Origin of the sequence: Streptomyces sp. NPDC026673 (genome assembly GCF_040638135.1) — a bacterium.
In the GTDB taxonomy this organism is placed as follows: domain Bacteria; phylum Actinomycetota; class Actinomycetes; order Streptomycetales; family Streptomycetaceae; genus Actinacidiphila.
In genome coordinates this window covers 65,927-84,249 of sequence record NZ_JBEZXR010000018.1, presented here as the reverse complement: position 1 = coordinate 84,249, position 18,323 = coordinate 65,927, and the positions used below count along the sequence as shown (strand labels likewise).

General features: G+C 73.8%; 19 protein-coding genes. 9 read left to right on the top strand and 10 right to left on the bottom strand.

The window, feature by feature from the left end; all coding sequences use genetic code 11:
• The first annotated feature begins 53 nt into the window (after positions 1–53).
• A complete protein-coding gene (locus AB0F62_RS15540) occupies positions 54–917 on the top strand; it encodes a Bax inhibitor-1/YccA family protein (protein WP_361797836.1) in 864 nt (287 codons plus the stop codon).
• A gap of 84 nt (positions 918–1,001) precedes the next feature.
• Here the strand turns inward: AB0F62_RS15540 and AB0F62_RS15535 are convergent, their stop codons facing one another.
• Complete coding sequence (locus AB0F62_RS15535; RefSeq protein WP_319161564.1) at positions 1,002–1,232, bottom strand: DUF4287 domain-containing protein; 231 nt, start codon at positions 1,230–1,232, stop codon at positions 1,002–1,004.
• 106 nt (positions 1,233–1,338) lie between these two features.
• Here AB0F62_RS15535 and AB0F62_RS15530 point away from each other — a divergent pair, with 106 nt between their 5' ends.
• Entirely contained in the window at positions 1,339–1,662 is a 324-nt protein-coding gene (locus tag AB0F62_RS15530) for a hypothetical protein (RefSeq protein ID WP_361797833.1), read from the top strand.
• A 10-nt stretch (positions 1,663–1,672) separates the two neighbouring features.
• Here the strand turns inward: AB0F62_RS15530 and AB0F62_RS15525 are convergent, their stop codons facing one another.
• Both AB0F62_RS15525 and AB0F62_RS15520 read right to left on the bottom strand, forming a co-directional pair.
• Complete coding sequence (locus AB0F62_RS15525; RefSeq protein WP_361797830.1) at positions 1,673–2,482, bottom strand: hypothetical protein; 810 nt, start codon at positions 2,480–2,482, stop codon at positions 1,673–1,675.
• A gap of 241 nt (positions 2,483–2,723) precedes the next feature.
• Entirely contained in the window at positions 2,724–3,944 is a 1,221-nt protein-coding gene (locus AB0F62_RS15520; RefSeq protein ID WP_361797827.1) for an acetyl-CoA C-acetyltransferase, read from the bottom strand.
• 175 nt (positions 3,945–4,119) lie between these two features.
• Between AB0F62_RS15520 and AB0F62_RS15515 the strand changes: the two genes are divergently transcribed.
• Both AB0F62_RS15515 and AB0F62_RS15510 read left to right on the top strand, forming a co-directional pair.
• Positions 4,120–4,539 carry a helix-turn-helix transcriptional regulator gene (locus AB0F62_RS15515; RefSeq protein ID WP_361797823.1) on the top strand — a complete coding sequence of 140 codons (420 nt, stop codon included), beginning with the start codon at positions 4,120–4,122 and terminating at the stop codon, positions 4,537–4,539.
• Positions 4,540–4,549: 10 nt separating this feature from the next.
• Entirely contained in the window at positions 4,550–4,966 is a 417-nt protein-coding gene (locus tag AB0F62_RS15510; RefSeq protein WP_361797820.1) for a VOC family protein, read from the top strand.
• 510 nt (positions 4,967–5,476) lie between these two features.
• Here the strand turns inward: AB0F62_RS15510 and AB0F62_RS15505 are convergent.
• Positions 5,477–6,517, bottom strand: coding sequence for an SGNH/GDSL hydrolase family protein (locus AB0F62_RS15505; protein ID WP_361797952.1), 1,041 nt, complete (start codon positions 6,515–6,517; stop codon positions 5,477–5,479).
• A 115-nt stretch (positions 6,518–6,632) separates the two neighbouring features.
• Entirely contained in the window at positions 6,633–7,469 is an 837-nt protein-coding gene (locus AB0F62_RS15500; protein ID WP_361797817.1) for a LuxR C-terminal-related transcriptional regulator, read from the bottom strand.
• A 202-nt stretch (positions 7,470–7,671) separates the two neighbouring features.
• Between AB0F62_RS15500 and AB0F62_RS15495 the strand changes: the two genes are divergently transcribed.
• Together AB0F62_RS15495 and AB0F62_RS15490 are read left to right on the top strand one after the other, a co-directional pair.
• On the top strand, positions 7,672–9,057 hold the full coding sequence (locus tag AB0F62_RS15495; protein ID WP_361797949.1) for a cystathionine beta-synthase: 1,386 nt from the start codon (positions 7,672–7,674) through the stop codon (positions 9,055–9,057).
• A gap of 333 nt (positions 9,058–9,390) precedes the next feature.
• Positions 9,391–10,212 (top strand): inositol monophosphatase family protein, encoded by an 822-nt coding sequence (locus AB0F62_RS15490; RefSeq protein WP_361797814.1) that lies wholly within the window; start codon positions 9,391–9,393, stop codon positions 10,210–10,212.
• A gap of 226 nt (positions 10,213–10,438) precedes the next feature.
• Here the strand turns inward: AB0F62_RS15490 and AB0F62_RS15485 are convergent, their stop codons facing one another.
• The gene (locus tag AB0F62_RS15485; protein ID WP_361797811.1) at positions 10,439–10,885 is read right to left on the bottom strand and encodes a hypothetical protein; all 447 of its coding nucleotides are present in this window, start codon (positions 10,883–10,885) and stop codon (positions 10,439–10,441) included.
• An 85-nt stretch (positions 10,886–10,970) separates the two neighbouring features.
• Here AB0F62_RS15485 and AB0F62_RS15480 point away from each other — a divergent pair, with 85 nt between their 5' ends.
• On the top strand, positions 10,971–12,323 hold the full coding sequence (locus tag AB0F62_RS15480) for an acyl-CoA synthetase (RefSeq protein ID WP_361797808.1): 1,353 nt from the start codon (positions 10,971–10,973) through the stop codon (positions 12,321–12,323).
• Between the two features lie 76 nt (positions 12,324–12,399).
• Positions 12,400–13,281: a MurR/RpiR family transcriptional regulator gene (locus AB0F62_RS15475; protein WP_361797805.1), complete on the top strand. Its 882-nt coding sequence runs from the start codon at positions 12,400–12,402 to the stop codon at positions 13,279–13,281.
• 28 nt (positions 13,282–13,309) lie between these two features.
• Here AB0F62_RS15475 and AB0F62_RS15470 read toward each other — a convergent pair whose 3' ends face one another.
• From AB0F62_RS15470 to AB0F62_RS15460, 3 genes are all read right to left on the bottom strand, one after another.
• Complete coding sequence (locus tag AB0F62_RS15470; protein ID WP_361797802.1) at positions 13,310–14,530, bottom strand: cytochrome P450; 1,221 nt, start codon at positions 14,528–14,530, stop codon at positions 13,310–13,312.
• A gap of 84 nt (positions 14,531–14,614) precedes the next feature.
• Complete coding sequence (locus AB0F62_RS15465; protein WP_361797799.1) at positions 14,615–15,979, bottom strand: FAD-dependent oxidoreductase; 1,365 nt, start codon at positions 15,977–15,979, stop codon at positions 14,615–14,617.
• A complete protein-coding gene (locus tag AB0F62_RS15460) occupies positions 15,969–16,178 on the bottom strand; it encodes a ferredoxin (protein ID WP_361797796.1) in 210 nt (69 codons plus the stop codon). Before AB0F62_RS15460 ends, AB0F62_RS15465 begins: the two co-directional genes overlap by 11 nt.
• A 152-nt stretch (positions 16,179–16,330) precedes the next feature.
• On the opposite strand from AB0F62_RS15460, the gene AB0F62_RS15455 reads away from it, so the two are divergent.
• Positions 16,331–16,909, top strand: a complete 579-nt coding sequence (locus AB0F62_RS15455) for a hypothetical protein (RefSeq protein ID WP_361797793.1) — start codon at positions 16,331–16,333, stop codon at positions 16,907–16,909.
• Positions 16,910–16,952: 43 nt separating this feature from the next.
• On the opposite strand, the gene AB0F62_RS15450 is transcribed toward AB0F62_RS15455, so the two are convergent.
• Positions 16,953–18,242, bottom strand: a complete 1,290-nt coding sequence (locus AB0F62_RS15450) for a diaminopimelate decarboxylase (protein WP_361797790.1) — start codon at positions 18,240–18,242, stop codon at positions 16,953–16,955.
• Positions 18,243–18,323: the final 81 nt, after the last annotated feature.

The window sequence follows — 18,323 nt, the reverse complement described above, 5'->3', positions numbered from 1 at the left end:
ATAGCATTACTCTTGGTGCGAAGCCGTATCGCGCGGCCATGGAGGAGTGACAGATGAGGAGCAGCAACCCGGTCTTCTCGCGGCGTGGGTTCTCCCGCGGGGAGGGCTACGCGGGCTTCGGCGGCGGTCAGCCGCAGACCCAGGGCCTGCCCCAGGCGGGCAACCCCTACGCGGGCACGAACCCGTACGCGGGCACCAACCCGTACGAGACGACGTACCAGGCCCCGCCTGGCGCCCCCGTACAGACCGGCCGGATGACGATGGACGACGTCGTCATGCGCACCGCCATGACCCTGGGCACGGTCGTGCTCGGCGCGCTCGTGGCGTGGTTCGTGCTGCCGGTCTCGGAGAAGAGCTACGGCCTGGCGATCGGCGCCTCGCTCGTGGCCCTCGTCCTGGGTCTGATCCAGTCGTTCAAGCGCGAGGCGTCGCCCGCGCTGATCCTCGGCTACGCGGTCTTCGAGGGCATCTTCCTCGGCATCTGGAGCAAGATCCTCAACTTCATGTGGCCGGGCATCCCGCTGCAGGCCGTGCTGGGGACCATGGCGGTCTTCGTCGGCATGCTGGTGGCGTACCGCACGCGCCTCATCCGGGTCACCGCCCGCTACACCCGTATCGGCATGGCGATCGCCATCGGCTTCGTCATCCTGATGTTCGTCAACCTGATCGCCGCGATGATCGGCGGCGGTGACGGCCTGGGTCTGCGCAGCGGCGCGCTGGGCGTCGTGGTCGGCGTCATCGGGATCGCGCTGGGCGCGTTCTTCCTGTCGCTGGACTTCAAGCAGATCGAGGACGGCATCCAGTACGGCGCTCCGGCCAAGGAGTCCTGGCTGGCGGCCTTCGGCCTCACGCTCTCCCTGGTCTGGATCTACCTGGAGATGCTGCGGCTGATCGCGATCCTGCGCGGCGACGACTAGCGCGCCGACCCACTCGGCACATTCAACGGGCCCCGGAGGCATCGCCTTTCGGGGCCCGTTCGCGTGCGCGGAAGGGGAGGCGCGTCAGCCGAACCTCCGCGCGGCCCGCCTCAGGTCGTATTCGTGGACGATGGCCTTGGCGTGTCCGTAGGACAGGTCGTGCTCGCTGCGGAGCCAGCTGACTTTCTCTTCGAAGCGGAGGAATGCGGGTCCGTCGTCGACCGTGCGAAGCCATTCGCCGATCTCGCGGCCGGTGCAGTGCGGGATGTGGGAGAGCAGGTTCCGGTGGGTCTCTTCCGAGAAGGTCTGTGACATCGGCGCCTCCGGTATGCGTTCCGGTCACCCCACCGTGCCTGAGCCGTCGACCGATGGCAACAGTGCAACGCGCTCGGTTCTGTGTACGCACCGGTAGGCTCGCGCCGTGCTGGACTGTACGACGCTCCGCGACGCCGCCGGACTCCTGGCGGCGCGCTACCGCTCCCTGCCGCAGAGCAGGCTCCGCGGCGAGGTGGCCCGGGCGGGCCTCGAACTCGCCCGCGAACTGGCCGCGCAGGCGCAGCGGATCGAGTTCCCCGGACGGGAACCGCTGCCGATGCCGGACGAGGGGATCTTCGTGATCGGCGACCAGATCTCCGTGGCCGCCCACGACCTGGCCGCCGCCCTGGAACCGCATCCCGAACTGGCGCACGTACGCGACGCGGCCGTGTCCCGGATCCGGGACACGGCCGCGCGCTGCGGTCTGTAGGACGGGCCGGCTACAGGGAGGCGACCACGCGGTCGGCGAGGACGTACACCGACTCCTCGCCGAAGGTGAAGGTCAGCGCGTAGCCGCCGGCCACGGCGGAGCCGCCGAGCAGGATCGGGGACTCGCCCTGGTCCAGGGCGTCGCAGAGGCGGTCGGCGGTCTCCCGGTCGCCCGGGGTCATGCAGAGCGTGGTGCCGTCGGCGAAGACGTAGACGTCCAGCGTGCCCAGCGGGCCGGGGCGGACGTCGGCGAGCGGCATCCGCAGGTCCGCGAGCTCGGAGAGGCGGTCCGCGGTCTGCTCCTGGTTGGCCACGACCGGCGCCGGGAGGCCGAAATCGGCGTCGGAGGGGTGCCGGAACGGCACCGGGCCGCCGGACTCCAGTCCCGCGAGGTCGGCCTGGCGGGGCAGGAAGGGCCCGTACGGCAGCACCTCGTAGTCGGTACCGGCGGTGCCGGGAACGGGGCCGTTGCCCTGCCCGCCGAAGAGCTGGGCGTCCAGCTGGGGGTCGGTGAGGGCCTCGCCCGACTCGCCCGTGCCGTAGCTCAGGGGGGCTTCCTGGGCGGCCCAGAAGGCGCGCGCCTCGGCCAGTTCGCGCTCCCGCTCGTCGGCGAGGGCGTCGGCGACGGCCGTGCGGATGGCCTCGGAGTCCGGAGTCGTGCGTGCGGCGGGCACCGCGGCCCGCTCGGCACGGGCCTCGGCCAGGTCCGCCCGCAGGGCCGCGACATCACGACGTACGCCGCGTGTGGCGAACAGCGCGGCGGAGCCGGCGGCCACGGCGGTTGCCGCACCCGTCAGCAGGACGAGGAACATGGCGCTCACTGGCGTACTCCCGACTGTGCTTTCCCGAGTCTGGCCCCCTGTACACCACCACTCTGCACCGGAATCCATGGCCTCTGCAGTGCGGAACGTCACGAAATGGGAGGGTCCTAAGTCTTGGTCCGGCCGGGCGGTACATATCTGACCTGCGCAAACGATCGCCCCCGGGATTAGGTCACATCCCGGGGGCGGTTCGATTGCGACTTGTGCCTCGAACATACGTCCGACGGCGTGGGCGCCCTCGCTACGACAGGCGCTCGATGACCATGGCCATGCCCTGGCCGCCGCCGACGCACATGGTCTCCAGGCCGAACTGCTTGTCGTGCCACTGGAGCGAGTTGATCAGCGTGGTGGTGATGCGGGCGCCCGTCATGCCGAAGGGGTGGCCGACCGCGATCGCGCCGCCGTTGACGTTCAGCTTGTCGATGTCGACGCCCAGGTCCCGGTAGGACGGGATGACCTGTGCCGCGAAGGCCTCGTTGATCTCGACCAGGTCGATGTCGTCGATGGTCAGCCCGGCCCGCTTCAGGGCCTGACGGGAGGCCTCGACCGGGCCGTGGCCCATGATCTCGGGGGAGAGGCCCGAGACGCCGGTGGAGACCACCCGGGCGAGCGGGGTGATGCCCAGCTCGCGCGCCTTGGTGTCGCTCATGATCACGAGCGCGGCGGCACCGTCGTTCAGCGGGCAGCAGTTGCCGGCGGTGACCGTGCCGTCGGGGCGGAAGACCGGCTTCAGGCCCTGCACGGCCTCAAGGGTGACCCCGGCGCGCGGGCCGTCGTCCTTGGCGACGACGGTGCCGTCGGGCAGCGTCACCGGGGTGATCTCACGCTCCCAGAAGCCCTTCTTGATGGCCTCCTCGGCCAGGTTCTGCGAGCGGACGCCGAACTCGTCCTGGTCGGCGCGGGTGACGCCCTTGAGGGCCGCCAGGTTCTCGGCGGTCTGGCCCATCGCGATGTAGGCGTCGGGGACCAGCCCGTCCTCGCGCGGGTCGTGCCATTCGCCCCCGCCCTGCGCGGCGCGGGCCGCGGTGCGGGCCTCGGCCTCGGCGAAGAGCGGGTTGTGGGTGCCGGGCATGCCGTCGGAGCTGCCGTTGACGAAACGGGAGACGGTCTCGACGCCGGCCGAGATGAAGACGTCGCCCTCGCCCGCCTTGATGGCGTGCAGCGCCATCCGGGTCGTCTGCAGCGAGGAGGAGCAGTAACGCGTGACCGTACAGCCCGGGAGGTGGTCCATGCCCATCTGCACGGCCACGATCCGGCCCAGGTTGTGACCCTGCTCGCCGCCGGGCAGGCCGCAGCCCAGCATCAGGTCGTCGATCTCGCGCGGGTCCAGCTGCGGCACCTTGGCGAGGGCCGCCTGGATGATCGTGGCGGTCAGGTCGTCGGGGCGCAGGTCCTTCAGGGACCCCTTGACGGCCCGGCCGATGGGGGAGCGGGCGGCAGAGACGATCACGGCTTCGGGCATCGCGACTCCTCGACGAGGCGGCGGGGGTACGGCTGGGACTCTCTGGGAAGTTACCTGTACGTAGCGGAGGGAGTCACGGCTTGAGCGCTGTGACGCGGACCTCTTTCTGAGCGCTTGCTTAGTCCATGATGGCGCATCCTCGTGCCGACCGCGCCCCCCGTGCGATGCTGATCCGGTGAATCCGGACGACCTGGTACGGCTGCGGCGCGCCCGTGACGCGATGGACCGCGACTACGCGGAACCCCTCGACGTCACCGCGCTGGCCCGTACGGCGCTGATGTCCCCCGGCCACTTCTCGCGCAGCTTCCGGGCCGCGTACGGCGAGACCCCGTACAGCTATCTCATGACGCGCCGGATCGAGCGCGCCAAGGCCCTGCTGCGGCGCGGCGACCTGACGGTCACCGAGGTCTGCTTCGCGGTGGGCTGCACCTCGCTCGGCTCGTTCAGCTCGCGCTTCACCGAGCTCGTCGGGGAGAGCCCGAGCGCCTACCGCGCCCGCGACCACGAGCCGGGCGCGGCGATCCCGGCGTGCGTCGCGAAGAGGTACACCAGGCCGGTCAGGAACAAGGAAGCGAAGCCCGCCGCGCGGGCCTAGCGTGGTCCGCATGGACATCACGCTGTCACAGTGCTTCATCGCCGTCGACGACCACGACAAGGCGCTCGCCTTCTACCGCGACGTCCTGGGCCTCGAGGTCCGCAACGACGTCGGCTTCGAGGGGATGCGCTGGGTGACGGTCGGCTCCCCCGACCAGCCCGGCGTCGAGATCGTCCTGGAACCGCCGCTGGCCGACCCCAACGCCTCCGCCGCGGACCGGAAGGCGATGAGCGAGCTGCTGGCCAAGGGCATGCTGCGCGGGGTCATCTTCGCCACGGGTGACGTCGACGGCACCTTCGAGCGGATCCGCGACGCGGGCGGCGAGGTGCTGCAGGAGCCCATGGACCAGCCGTACGGCGTCCGCGACTGCGCCTTCCGCGACCCCGCGGGGAATCTGCTCCGCTTCAACCAGCGCAAGGCCGGCTGACGCCGGCGGCCTCCGGGACCGGCTCGTGCGGGGCCGGTTCCCCGGGGGCCGTCCTGTGGCGGTCGCGGGGCGGGGTGGCGCGCGGCCTGGGTGTCGCGCCGGTGGTCGAGTTCCGGGCGGTCCTGCGGCGTGGTCTGCCCCGTGCTCACGCCGGTGGTCCGGGCCCCGCGCCCGCGACCGCGCGGCGGGCGCCGACAGGGCGGCCTTGCGCGTCCGTGACCGCGCCTTCTGCGGAGGCCGGCGGTGCGCGACGGGTGCCCCTGCGGTGCCTGGTGGTCCGGGGTTCGGGCGGGCGGCGACGGGCATCGCCGCCGTCCGGGGACCCGCTCCCGCCGGGGGCGCTGGTTGTGGGCTGTGTGTTCGATGCCGGACCGCCCCCGCGATGGGTGCCCCTGCGGTGCCTGGTGGTCCGGGGTTCGGGCGGGTGGGTGGGAGAGGGCCCGCCGCGGGCGCGGTGGACCCGCGGGCGGCGACGGGGACCGCCGCCGTCCGGGGACCCGCCGGGAGGCGCTAGTTCTGGGCGGCCTCTGCGGCCTCCGCCGCGGCCTGGGCCGTGGTGGCCGGCTCCGTCGTGTCGGGGAGGCGGCGACGGCGGCGGCGCTTGAGGAGGGCCCAGCGGCCGCGGGGGCCGGAGACCGTGCCGGCCGCCGCGGTGACCTCGGTACCGGCCTCGCCCGCGGCTTCCGCGGCGGCCTGGGCCACCGGCAGGAAGCCCTCGCCGCGCCGGGCGTCGGGGCGCTCGTCCTCCTCGGGCCACAGCCCGAACGCCGAGCAGAGCGTGGGCAGCATCGCCATGGCCGCGGTCGCGTAACCCTCGGCCGAGGGGTGGTAGTTGTCCGGGCCGAACATCTCCCGGGGGCGGGATTCGAACTCGGGCCCGAGCAGATCGCCCAGCGACACCGTGCGGCCGCCGAGGCCGACCACCGCGATGGTTTGCGCGGCCGCGAGCTGGCGGCTCAGCCGGCGCGCGATCCAGCGCAGCGGCTGGTAGACCGGCTCGATCGTGCCCAGGTCCGGGCAGGTGCCGACGATCACCTCGCAGCCGGCCTCGCGCAGCCGCCGCACCGCGTCGGAGAGCAGCCGCACCGAGACGGCCAGCGGCATGCGCCGGGTCACGTCGTTCGCGCCGATCATGATCACGCACAGGTCGGGCACGGCGCCGGGGCCGCCCGCCAGCAGGCGATCGACCTGCCGGGCCAGATCGTCGGACTGCGCGCCGGGATTGGCCACGTTGACCAACCGCGCGGGCCGTTCCGCCACCGCGGCCAGTCCGGACGCCAGCAGCGCCCCGGGGGTCTGGCTCGCCCGGTGCACTCCCTGGCCCGCCGCCGTGGAGTCGCCCGCGAGGGCGAGCACGATCGGCCGTTCGCCGGTGCTCAGCGCGAAGGCGGCACCGTAGACCCCGTCCGCGCGGGGCGGGAGGCCGTCGGAGCCCCCCACGGTCCTGCGGGCGAGCGCGGCCTCGGTCAGCAGCAGGCCGACCGCGGCTCCGCCCAGCAGCCCGATGCCGCCACCTCCGTACGCGGCGGCCGTCGCGATCCGCCGCGCCACCCTGGCCCTGGACAACGTCCACCTCCCGCGCCGGGCGCGGGCCCCGCTGGCCCTCACCCGTACAACACTTTGTTGCCCCGTCCGGCGCCCGCCGCAACCGCCACGCGGGCCGGACTCAGGTCAGGCGCTGCTGCGCGACGAACCACGCGAGCTGGGTGCGGTTGGCGGTGCCGGTGGACTCCATCAGAGCCCGGATCCTGCGCTGCAGCGTGCGCAGGGATATCCCGAGCTGGGAGGCGATCGCCTTGTCGGGAAGCCCCGACATCAGCAGGGAGAGCAGCTGTTCGTCGAGCTCGGGGGAGCCGGAGAAGTCCGGGTCCTCCTCCGTGTCGCCGGGCGAGGGCATGCGCAGCGGCGTACCGCGCAGCCAGCGGTCCTCGAAGAGCTCGAGCAGCGCGTCGACCAGCACCGAGGGGTGGAGCAGCAGCAGGCCGGCGGAGGAGACCACGGACCGGTCGGCGCCACCGGACAGCGGCAGCAGCGCCCGCTCGGCGTCCACGATCATCAGCTTCATCGGCACGCTCGGTGCCGCCCGCGCCAGCTCGCCCGGCTCCACAAAGCCGGGCATGTCGGCCGCGCCGGGGTAGACCAGGGCCGTCGTCTCGTACAGCGAGCGGTACTCCACCCCGGCGGCCAGCCGCTCCTTCTGCACGAAGTTGCCCGCGAAGGAGACGTACGGCGGCCGCACGAAGGTCAGCACCTCCTTGCGGGCCTCGCGCTGCAGCTGCTCGATCATGTGCTGCTGCTCTGCCTCGCCGTGGATCACCTCGGCGATCCCGCCTGGCATCACCGGCTCGGCGGGCCGCGACGGGCGTACGGCGGCGAGCGCCGTGAGCCGTTCCCGCACGGAGGCGAGGCCGGACTCCACCGCGGCCAGGCCGCTGAGGGCGGCGAGGTAGTCCGTGTTGCCGGCGCCCGCGTCGGCGGGATCCGGGTGCTGCTCGTCAGGCATCGCTCACCCCCCGGTTGTACAAGCCCGGTGTCGTAACTGCGACGTGTCGTGATCGCGCCACGGTGTGACTCTACCGCCGGACCGTCGGGGGCGTGGGTAACAGCGATGTGAAGTGTGGGGCCCCCATCCCACGACGGGGGCCGCCCGCCGCCGCAAAACCGCTTACCCTGGCCTCACAATCACGGAGAACCCGGAGACAATGGTGCAGTTCCACGACTCGATGATCAGCCTCGTCGGCAACACCCCGCTGGTGAGGCTCAACAGCGTGACGGCAGGAATCCAGGCGACCGTCCTGGCCAAGGTCGAGTACTTCAACCCCGGAGGTTCGGTCAAGGACCGCATCGCGCTGCGGATGATCGAGGCCGCGGAGAAGAGCGGCGAGCTCAAGCCCGGCGGCACGATCGTGGAGCCGACCTCCGGCAACACGGGCGTCGGCCTGGCGATCGTGGCCCAGCAGAAGGGCTACAAGTGCATCTTCGTCTGCCCCGACAAGGTCTCCGCGGACAAGATCAACGTCATGCGGGCCTACGGCGCCGAGGTCGTGGTCTGCCCCACGGCCGTGGACCCCGAGCACCCGGACTCGTACTACAACGTCTCCGACCGGCTGGTGCGCGAGACCCCGAACGCCTGGAAGCCGGACCAGTACAGCAACCCCAACAACCCGGCCTCGCACTACCACTCCACCGGCCCGGAGCTGTGGGAGCAGACCGAGGGGAAGATCACCCACTTCGTGGCGGGCGTCGGCACCGGCGGCACCATCTCCGGCACCGGCCGCTATCTGAAGGACGCCTCGGACGGCAGGGTCAAGGTCATCGGCGCCGACCCGGAGGGCTCCGTCTACAGCGGCGGCTCCGGCCGCCCGTACCTGGTCGAGGGCGTCGGTGAGGACTTCTGGCCCACCGCCTACGACCGCACCGTCGCGGACGAGATCGTCGCGGTCTCGGACAAGGACTCCTTCCAGATGACCCGCCGCCTCGCCAAGGAGGAGGGCCTGCTCGTCGGCGGCTCCTGCGGCATGGCCGTCGTCGCGGCGCTGCGCGTGGCCGAGCGGCTCGGCCCGGACGACGTCGTGGTCGTGCTGCTGCCGGACTCGGGCCGCGGCTACCTGTCGAAGATCTTCAACGACGAGTGGATGGCGGACTACGGCTTCCTCGAGGAGGGCAGCGGCCAGGCCCGCGTCGCCGACGTGCTGGACCGCAAGGACGGCGGCCTCCCGCACCTGGTGCACATGCACCCCGACGAGACGGTCGGCCAGGCCATCGAGGTGCTGCGCGAGTACGGCGTCTCCCAGATGCCGATCGTCAAGCCGGGCGCCGGGCACCCCGACGTCATGGCCGCCGAGGTCGTCGGCTCGGTCGTGGAGCGGGAGCTGCTGGACGCCCTGTTCACCAAGCGCGCGACCCTCGACGACCGGCTGGAGCGGCACATGAGCGCGCCGCTGCCGCAGGTGGGCTCCGGTGAGCCGGTCGCCGACCTGATGGCGGTGCTGGGCTCGGCCGACGCGGCGATCGTGCTGGTCGAGGGCAAGCCGACCGGAGTGGTCAGCCGCCAGGACCTGCTCGCCTTCCTCGCGGAGGAGGCCAAGTAGCACCGGCCGCCAGGGTTCGTGGAACTGGTACACCCACGTCACGTCCGCGCAGCACGCGCTTAACACGGCTCCGGCACATTGGTGGATGTCGGCGGACGGCGCACCGGTCGCCCGGCCGACACCACGGATGTGGCGCCAAGGACCTCCGGAGCGGCTCCCGGACCTCCATGGTGACCCCAGGACGTGAGGTCCGGCCCTGATCCGGCCCGCGTCCCTCGCGGGGACCGCCGTCGTCCCGCCCCCCGGGTGACCGGGGGTGCGGCGGTTCCCGCGCAATCTGTGAAAGAGCGGCCCGCGCCTGTGCGCGGGCCGCTCTTCTGGTTGAGTGACCGCGTGATCAGCGCACAGATGTTCGCCGCCGTCGGGGAGTCCATACGCACCGTGGCCGACGAGGAGGTGCTCGCGCGCTTCGGCCGCCTCGCGGAGGGCGACGTCGGGGAGAAGAAGGGCCCGCTGGATCTCGTCACGGTCGCCGACCGCCGCGTCGAGGAACGCCTCACCCGTACGCTCACCGGCCTGCTGCCCGGCTCCGCCGTCATCGGCGAGGAGGCCGTGCACGGCGATCCCGCGCTGCTCGGGGCGCTGCTGGGCGACGATCCCGTGTGGATCATCGATCCGGTCGACGGCACCTCCAACTTCGTGCACGGCGACGCCTCGTTCGTCACCCAGGTCGCGCTCGCCGCGCGCGGCGAACTGCTCGCCTCCTGGACGTACCGGCCGGTGGACGGGACGCTCGCCACCGCCCGTCGCGGTGAGGGGGCCCATGCCGACGGCCGGCCGCTGCGGATGGCGCCCGGCGGCGCGGAGGACGCCGACGAGGTGCTGCTCGTGGCCGCCGCCCGGCCCGCGCACCTCACCTCCGACCAGCACCGGCGGCTGTACGAGACGGGGGCCGCGCACGGCATCAAGCCCTGGGCGAGCGGCTCCGCCGGCTGCGACTACCTCGATGTCGCGCTCGGACGGCTCGACGCGGCCACGTACGCCTACGACAACCCCTGGGACCACTCCGCCGGGATCCTGCTGGTCGCCGAGGCGGGCGGCCGGGTGCTCGGCGCCGACGGGCTGCCGTTCCGCATGGGCGCGGGGCCGCTGCCCTTCGCCGCGGCGCGCGACGAGACGGCGGCCCGCCGGGTCGTGGCGCTGCTCACCGCGTAGCGGCGCGCCCGCCGCCTGCCGGCCGTCGCCGGCGGCCATGGAGCGGGCATCCAGGTGTCGGGCCCCGGCTGCGCACGGCCTGCCGCGGCTTTCGGCCCGGGGGTTCCCGTATCGTCCGGCCGGCTCCTATGGGGGCGGGCCCCGGCGGGCCCCGGCGGGCCCGTGGGGCAGCGTGCGCGCCGCCTGCCGGCCGTGACCGGTGCGGCGGCCCGACGCCGTCAGGCCGTCAGTCCTCCCAGGCGTCCGGGTCCTTGGTGCGGCGTGCGCCGCCGCCCCGCTCGGTGAAGAGCCAGCCCAGCGAGTGCGCGGCGTTGACGGCGACGATGCCGATCCAGGCGACGAGCAGCCCGGACAGCTCGGCCTTATCGGCGGCGATGGCGGACAGCGGGATCGCCATGATGAGGGAGAACGCCCCGAATCCGTAGCGGGCGCCGAAACGGCTGCCCTCGTGGCCGCGCGCCTGCGGACCGACCCGGCGCCCGGCGCGGGCGAACGCCGTCTGGTGCTCGGCGAGTTCGCGGCGCACCCGCCGCTCGACCTGGGCGTCGATGCGCTGGTCCATCTTCTCCAGGAAGGAGTCGATCAGGGCCGACTCGTACTCCTCCCCGAGGTCCTTGCGCGCCTGGATGGTGGCGGCGAATTCCTTCTTGAGCTCTGGGTCTCGGGCGTCCATGACGCCACCGTACGGACGGAGCCGGCCCGTGGCACTGGGGGAAACCCCCGAACCTTCTCAGGGGCCGCCCCAGTATGGTCGTGCCGTGACCGGACACGTGCCGCGCCTGCTGACCGCGCTCCACGACGCCCCCGCCGACCGCCCCGACGCGGTCACGGTGGACGGGCGGTCGTGCTCGCGCGAGGAACTGCTCGGCGCCGCGGGCGCCTTCGCCGCGCGGATCGCGGGGGCCCCGGCGGTCGCGGTGCACGCGACGCCCACCCTGGAGACGGTCGCCGCGGTCGTCGGCGGCCTGCTGGCGGGGGTGCCGGTCGTCCCGGTGCCGCCCGACGCCGGACCGGCCGAGCGCGACCACATCCTGCGCGACTCGGGGGCGGTCGAGGCGCCCCCCGCCGATCTCGCCGAGCGCGGCGCCTGGGACGGCCCCGAGCCGGATCCGGACACCACGGCCCTCGTCCTCTACACCTCCGGCACGACCGGGGCGCCCAAGGGCGTACTGGTTCCGCGCCGCGCGGTCGCCGCGGGCCTCGACGCGCTCGCCGGGGCGTGGGAGTGGACGGCCGAGGACACCCTGGTGCACGGCCTGCCGCTGTTCCACGTGCACGGCCTTGTCCTCGGCGTGCTGGGAGCGCTGCGCACCGGGAGCCGCCTGGTCCACACCGGCCGCCCCACCCCGCAGGCGTACGCGGCGGCGGGCGGCAGCCTGTACTTCGGCGTGCCGACCGTCTGGGGCCGCGTCGCCCGGGATCCGGAGTCCGCCAGGGCGCTGGGCGGCGCCCGGCTGCTGGTCTCGGGCAGCGCGCCGCTGCCCGCGCCCGTCTTCCGCGATCTGGAGGCCCTGACCGGGCAGCGGCCGGTCGAGCGCTACGGCATGACGGAGACCCTGATCACGGTGAGCACCCGGGCGGCCGGTGAGCGGCGCCCCGGTTCCGTCGGGCTGCCGCTGCCGGGGATCCGCACCCGGATCGCCGCCGAGCCGGGGGCGGAGATCGGCGAGCTCCAGCTCACCGGGCCCACGCTCTTCGACGGCTACCTGGGGCGGCCGGAGGCCACGGCGGCCTCGTACACCGAGGACGGCTGGTTCCGCACCGGGGACATCGCCGCGATCGACCCGGACGGCATGCACCGGATCGTCGGCCGCGCCTCGACCGACCTGATCAAGTCCGGCGGCTACCGGATCGGGGCGGGCGAGGTGGAGAACGCCCTGCTGGACCACCCCGCCGTGCGCGAGGCGGCCGTGGTGGGCGCCCCGCACGCCGACCTCGGCCAGGAGATCGTGGCCTACGTCGTGGCGGACGGGGTCGGCGAACACGAGCTGATCGACTTCGTGGCCGGCCATCTGTCCGCGCACAAGCGCCCGCGCAAGGTCCGCTTCCTGGCGGAACTGCCGCGCAACGCGATGGGCAAGCCGCAGAAGAAGCTGCTGCCGCCCGTGTGATCCGGGGTGTCTTGCCCTCCTGCATAGAATCATGCACAGTCGTCGGCACATGAATGGGCGAGTGGGAGAGGGCGCCATGGCCACCGAGAACGCCACCGCCACCGGCGGCGCCGGAACCGACACCGCGTCGGCGCGCCTGATGAAGCTGTTCGAAGCGCACCGGCTCACTCCCACCCAGCGCCGCATCGCCCACTGCCTCGTCCGGCGGGCCGCCGACGCGCCCTTCCTGTCCAGCGTCGAGGTCGCCGAACTGGCCGGCGTCAGCCAGCCCTCCGTCACCCGGTTCGCCGTGGCCCTCGGCTTCGACGGCTATCCCGCGCTCCGCCGCCACCTGCGCGAGGTGGCCCCCGCCGCGGTGCCGCAGGGGCGTCCGGCCGCCGACTCGCACAACGAGTACCAGGAGGCCGTCCAGGCGGAGATCGAGAACCTGCGGCACCTCGCCGCGCTGCTCGCCGACCCCGCCCCGGTCGCCCGCGCCGGCGCCCTGCTCGCCGCGTCCCGGCCGCTGCCCGTGCTCGGGCTGCGGGCCGCGGCCGCCCAGGCCCGTGGCTTCGGCTACTTCGCGGCCAAGGTGCACCCCGATGTCCGCCTGCTCGACGAGGGCGGCAGCATGCTCGCCGACCGCGTGGACGCCGCGGTGCGCGCCGGGGCGACGGCCCTGCTGTGCTTCGCGCTGCCCCGCCACCCGCGCGAGGTCGTCGACGCACTGGAGTACGCCCGCTCCGCCGGGCTGACCGTCGTCACCGTCGCCGACAGCGCCTTCGCGCCGGTCGCCGCCCACTCCGACGTCCTGCTCCCCGCGGCTGTCGGCACGGGGCTCGCCTTCGACACCGCGTGCGCGCCGATGCTGCTCGGGCGTGTGCTGCTGGAGGCCATGTGCGACGGACTGCCGGACGCGCAGGCGCGCCTGGAGGAGTTCGACGCCAAGGCCGCGGCGCAGGGCCTGTTCGTGGAGTAGCGGGCCGCGGCCCCCGCGCGGTCGGGGCTCAGACACGCACTCCGTCGAGCTCGACGAGCAGATGGCGCGGGCCGCGCAGCACCGGGCTGCGCCGGTACGGCGGCGGGTCCTCCGCCAGCCGGGGCCCCTCCAGACTCCGCAACAGCGCCGTGAGGGCGATCTGCGCCTCCAGCCGGGCGAGCGGCGCCCCGAAGCAGCTGTGGACGCCGCTGCCGAAGCCCAGGTGCTGGTTGTCCGTGCGCCGCGGATCGAACCGGTCCGGATCGCCGAACCGCCGCGGATCCCGGCTGCCGGACGCGAGCACCAGGACGAGCGGCGCCCCCTTGGGAACGGTGACCCCCGCGACCTCGATGTCCACCAGCGGGGTGCGCTGGGGCAGCATCTGCACGGGAGGCTCGAAGCGCAGCAGCTCCTCCACCGCCCGCGGCATCAGGGCCGGTTCACGGCGCAGCAGGTCCAGCTGGTCGGGACGGCGCAGCAGGGTGAGCATCCCGTTGGTGATCAGGTTGACGGTCGTCTCGTGCCCGGCGACGAGCAGCAGCACGGAGGTGACCATCACCTCGATCTGGTTCAGGCCGCCGCCGGGGTCCTGATCGTTGACGAACGCGGCCAGCAGGTCGTCGGAGGACGTGCCCCGCCGCTTTTCCGCGAGCCCGCCCAGGTAGACGCCCATCGACCGGCGGGCCTCGGTGGCGGCCCGCGTGCGCGCCGTGGGGTCCTCGTCGGGGTTGAGGTCCAGCCCGCCCACGATCGCGTCCGACCACCCGCGGAACATCGGCTCGTCCTCCTGGGGCACGCCCAGCAGCCGGCAGATCACGGTGACGGGGAGCGGATAGGCGAAGTCGTCCACGATGTCGACGCGTTCCTTGTCCCGCATCGCCGTGATGAGCTCCTCGGCGATGGCGGCGATCTCCCCCTGCATGGCGTCGACCCGGCCCGGGGTGTGCGGCGGGCCGAACGGCCGCATCGTCGTGCGGCGCAGCCGGTCGTGCTCGGGGTCGTCCAGGCCGATGAAGGACGGTGCCAGCTCCGTGGCGAGCCGCACCTCCTCCGGATCGCTGCGGTTGCGCCGGTCGGAGCTGACGCGCGGGTCGTGGAGCAGGGCCGTGATCTCGTGGTACGTGCCGACGAGATAGCTGCCGTCGTCCTGCTCCGCCACCTTGCTCTCGCGGAGTTCGGCGTAGAGCGGATAGGGGTCGGGACGGCTGGCGTAGTCGGTGATCCGTCGGAACAGCGTGTCCGCAGCCATGCGCGGGGGCTCCTCGTCTTCGTGGGCCGTGGTGGTTGTGGTGGTGTGCCACGGACCGGTCCGCGGTACGGCCGGCGGCCGGCCTCAGCCGCCGTGCCGCACCAGGGTCAGGCGCCGGTCCGGCAGGTGACCGGTGAGGGCGACCGTCGGGCCGTGCGAGAGCACCGCGGGATCGGGCACGTCGGACGGCAGGGGGACCATCGGGACCGTCCGGTCGGCGGCCCCGGGCTCGGGCGGGAAGGGCGCCGCCGTCTCGATCAGGTTCTGGTAGTAGTCCAGCCACTTGGCCCGGTTCACCGACACCGCGGCCGTGATCCGGCCCTTGTAGCCGTAGACGACGACCAGGCGGGCCTCGCGCAGCGAGCCCTGGGCGACGACGACCTGGTCGGAGTAGGTGGGCACGCCCACCGACTTGATGTTGTGGCCGAACTGGCTGGACCAGAAGGTGGGCACCGCCAGGTGCGGCCGCCGGAACGGCCCCGCGCTGACCATGTTGTGGGCCGCCACCTCGGCCTGCGCGACCGCGTTGCCCCAGTGCTCCAGGGCGAGCAGCTGGTAGCCGAAGAGCGGGTGCGGGAAGCGGGCCACGTCGCCGGCGACGAACACGTCGTCGGTGACGATGCCGTACATGTCGAAGGCCCGGCAGCCGGCGTCGCACGTCACGCCGCGCGGACCCGCGGCCAGGCCCGACTCGGCCAGCCACTCGGTGTTGCGGATCGCGCCGAGGGCGACCACCGCCACGTCCGCCTCGACGGTGCTCCCGTCGGAGAGCCGGGCGCCGGTGAACCGGCCGTCACCCTCCAGGGAGGCGACCTGCACCCCGCAGCGGAGGTCCACCCCGTGCCTGCGGTGCATCTCCGCGGCCACCGCGCCGAGCGTCCCGCCGAGCGCGCCCACCAGGGGCGCGGGACCGCGCTCCACGACCGTCACCTCCACCCCGCGCTCCCGGCAGGCGGAGGCGATCTCCGAGCCGGTGAACCCGGCGCCGATCACCAGGACCCGCCGGGGCCCGGCATCGAGCCGCTCGGCCAGCCCGGCCGCGTCGTCGCTGGTCCGCAGGGTGAACACACCGTCCAGGGCGGCCTCGGCGGGGTTGGGCCAGGGGCGCGCCCGGGTGCCGGTGGCGATCAGCAGCCGGTCGAAGGGGAGTTCCTCGCCGTTCGCGAGGAAGACGCGTTTGCCGATCCCGTCGACCCCCGCGGCGGCGACGCCCAGCTTCCACTCCGCGTCCACCGGGCGGCGCTCCGGCAGCCCGGTCTCCGCCGCGGACACCCGGCCGAGCAGCACCTGCTTGGACAGCGGCGGCCGGTCGTACGGCGGATGGGGCTCGTCGCCCACCAGGATCAGGGACCCCGCGAACCCCTCGTCGCGCAGCGCCTCGGCGGCCCTGAGGCCGGCCAGGGACGCGCCGACGATGACGATGCGGCCGTCGCGCAGCTCACCGGACATCGGCACCTGCCGCCTCGCCCTCGAGGATGGCCTGCACCGGGCACGCCACCACCGCGCGGTGGACCCGCTCCCGCTGGTCCTCCGGGACGGCCGGGACGTACAGCAGCGCCTCCTCGCCGTGCAGTTCGAAGACCTCGGGAGCGAGGAACGCGCACTGCGCGTAGGCCTGGCAGCGATTGAGGTCGACCACGATGTTCATACGCACCACTCCAGCCCCAGAGGCCCCCGCATTCAGTGGTATCACTGCCTCGGGAGCGGCGCATGCGGTGCCGTTCTCACGGAATTCTGATGTTTCCTGAGTAACCTCCCTCCCCAGCACTCTCGGAACGAGCCGTGGAGGAGGAGGCAGCGGTGGTGCGCGGAGCGTATGCGCTGGCGCGGGTGGCGGTCCTGGTGCGGGTGCCGGCGCGCTGGTTGTGGTGGCTCGGGGTCGTCGCGGCGGGGGTCGGGGTCTTCGTGCCCGGCCTGACCGGGCGCCGCATCGGTGTGCTGGGCGGGGCGGCGCTGTTCGTGGTCGCCGCGGTGGTGGCCTTCCTGCTGCGCCGGCGGCGGTACACGGACCTCGGGGAGGCGGCGGAGCGCGCCCCTCGGGGCGTCTTCCTGCAGGACCGCCGGGTCACGGCGCGCGCGTGGGCCCGGGCCCGGCGGTGGTGGCTGCTCGGGGCGTTCGTGGTGGCCCTCGCGTCGGGCGTGCTCGCGCCCGCGGCGGCGGGGATGCTGCTCGCGGGGGCCGGTGCCGGGCTGTGGGCCAAGGCGGTGGGCCTCGGGCGCTGGGAGCGGGCGCACGAGACGTTGCTGTGGATCCGTCCCGAGTACGCGGGGCGGGGCCCGGCCGCCGCGTCCGTCCCCGGCTACGAGGCCACCGGGCCGGTCGCCGGCGACGCCGCCCCGGGCGGCACCTCCCGCCGCCGCGCCGAGGCACCCCGCTGACCCCGCCGGGGCCGGGCCGCGGACCGTGCCCGCCCGTCGTCCGTCACCCGCCGCTCTCCCGGACGAGCTCCTCGAGCGTCTGGGCGCGGCGGAGGGTGCGGAAGGCCGGGGAGGAGCCGGTGTAGCCGTGCACGGCGGGGCGGGGCAGGGAGTTGTACGCGAAGTGCGTCGAGAAGTAGTACGCCCCCGTGTCGGGCAGCGCCACGAGGTCGCCCTCCGCGAGCAGCGGCAGCTCGCGCGCCGTCGCGACGAGGTCGCCCGCGAAGCAGCACGGCCCGGCGATGTCCTGGAGGACCGGGTCCCCCTCCTTGGGCCGTCCCTTCGGGTCGAGCGCGAGCACCCGCAGCGGCCAGGCCTCGGGCGCGAAGACGGTACGCGTGGCGACCTGGGCCCCGGCGTGCGTCACCGCGATCGCGCGGCCCCCGGCGTGCTTGGCGTACTCCACGCGGGCCAGGATCGTGCCCGACTTGGCCACCAGTGACCGCCCGAACTCGGTGACCAGCGCGTACCGCCCGTCGAAGAGCCCGGGCACGGCCGCGCGGAGCGTGTCCGCGTAGGCGCGGAAGCCCGGCCGGACCTCGTCGGAGGCGAAGTTGACGGGCAGGCCGCCGCCGATGTCGAGCGTGGTGACCTGCCGCCGTCCGGCCGCGGCGTTGATCCGTTCGGCGAGCTCGTACGCCGCGCGCACCCCGGCCGCCATCAGTTCCAGGGGCACGCCCTGGGAGCCGGTGTGGGTGTGCAGACGGGTGAGCCAGGGACGGTCGAGGTAGGCGCGGACGACCCAGTCGGCCGCGCCCTCGTCGCGCAGGGCGACGCCGAACTTCGACGTGGCGGTGGCCGTGCTCATCGCGCCGATGCTGCCCCCGCCGACCTGGGGGTTGACCCGCAGACCGAGCGGGGCCGCGGTCGTGCCGGGCGGCACGAGCCGGTCCAGGCGTGCCAGTTCCTGGGGGTTGTCGGCGTTGAGGGCGATGCCGAGCGCCAGGGCCTCCCGCAGTTCCTCCGGGGTCTTGGCGGGGGAGTCCAGCACGATGCGCCCGGCCGGAACCCCGGCTGCCCTCGCCAGGGCGAGCTCCCCGGGGCTGGCCACCTCCGCGCCGATGCCCTCCTCGGACAGCAGCCGCAGCACGGGGACCAGCGAGGCCGCCTTGACCGCGAAGGTGTGCGCGACGTCCACGCCGGGCGTCGCGAAGGCCGCCCGCAGCTCGGCGGCGGCCGCGCGGACGCCGTCCAGGTCCAGCAGCCCGGCCACCGGTCTGTCCGGACCGACCAGCCCCCGCTCGACCGCCGCGCGCAGTGCCCGTTCCCGTCGTGCCGCAGGTTCCTCGGTCATACAGCCATCGTGTCAGGACCCGCTCGCGCGGGCGGGCCGTGACGGAACCGCCCCGGACGGGTACGAGCCCGCCTGTGGGGA

Bases quoted from the DNA above. Each gene is read 5' to 3' on its own strand.
- AB0F62_RS15470 (WP_361797802.1), bottom strand. From the start codon at position 14,530: ATGGCTGCGGACACGCTGTTCCGACGGATCACCGACTACGCCAGCCGT.
- AB0F62_RS15460 (WP_361797796.1), bottom strand. From the start codon at position 16,178: ATGAACATCGTGGTCGACCTCAATCGCTGCCAGGCCTACGCGCAGTGC.
- AB0F62_RS15540 (WP_361797836.1), top strand. From the start codon at position 54: ATGAGGAGCAGCAACCCGGTCTTCTCGCGGCGTGGGTTCTCCCGCGGG.
- AB0F62_RS15450 (WP_361797790.1), bottom strand. From the start codon at position 18,242: ATGACCGAGGAACCTGCGGCACGACGGGAACGGGCACTGCGCGCGGCG.
- AB0F62_RS15510 (WP_361797820.1), top strand. From the start codon at position 4,550: ATGGACATCACGCTGTCACAGTGCTTCATCGCCGTCGACGACCACGAC.
- AB0F62_RS15500 (WP_361797817.1), bottom strand. From the start codon at position 7,469: ATGCCTGACGAGCAGCACCCGGATCCCGCCGACGCGGGCGCCGGCAAC.
- AB0F62_RS15475 (WP_361797805.1), top strand. From the start codon at position 12,400: ATGGCCACCGAGAACGCCACCGCCACCGGCGGCGCCGGAACCGACACC.
- AB0F62_RS15535 (WP_319161564.1), bottom strand. From the start codon at position 1,232: ATGTCACAGACCTTCTCGGAAGAGACCCACCGGAACCTGCTCTCCCAC.
- AB0F62_RS15520 (WP_361797827.1), bottom strand. From the start codon at position 3,944: ATGCCCGAAGCCGTGATCGTCTCTGCCGCCCGCTCCCCCATCGGCCGG.
- AB0F62_RS15465 (WP_361797799.1), bottom strand. From the start codon at position 15,979: ATGTCCGGTGAGCTGCGCGACGGCCGCATCGTCATCGTCGGCGCGTCC.
- AB0F62_RS15485 (WP_361797811.1), bottom strand. From the start codon at position 10,885: ATGGACGCCCGAGACCCAGAGCTCAAGAAGGAATTCGCCGCCACCATC.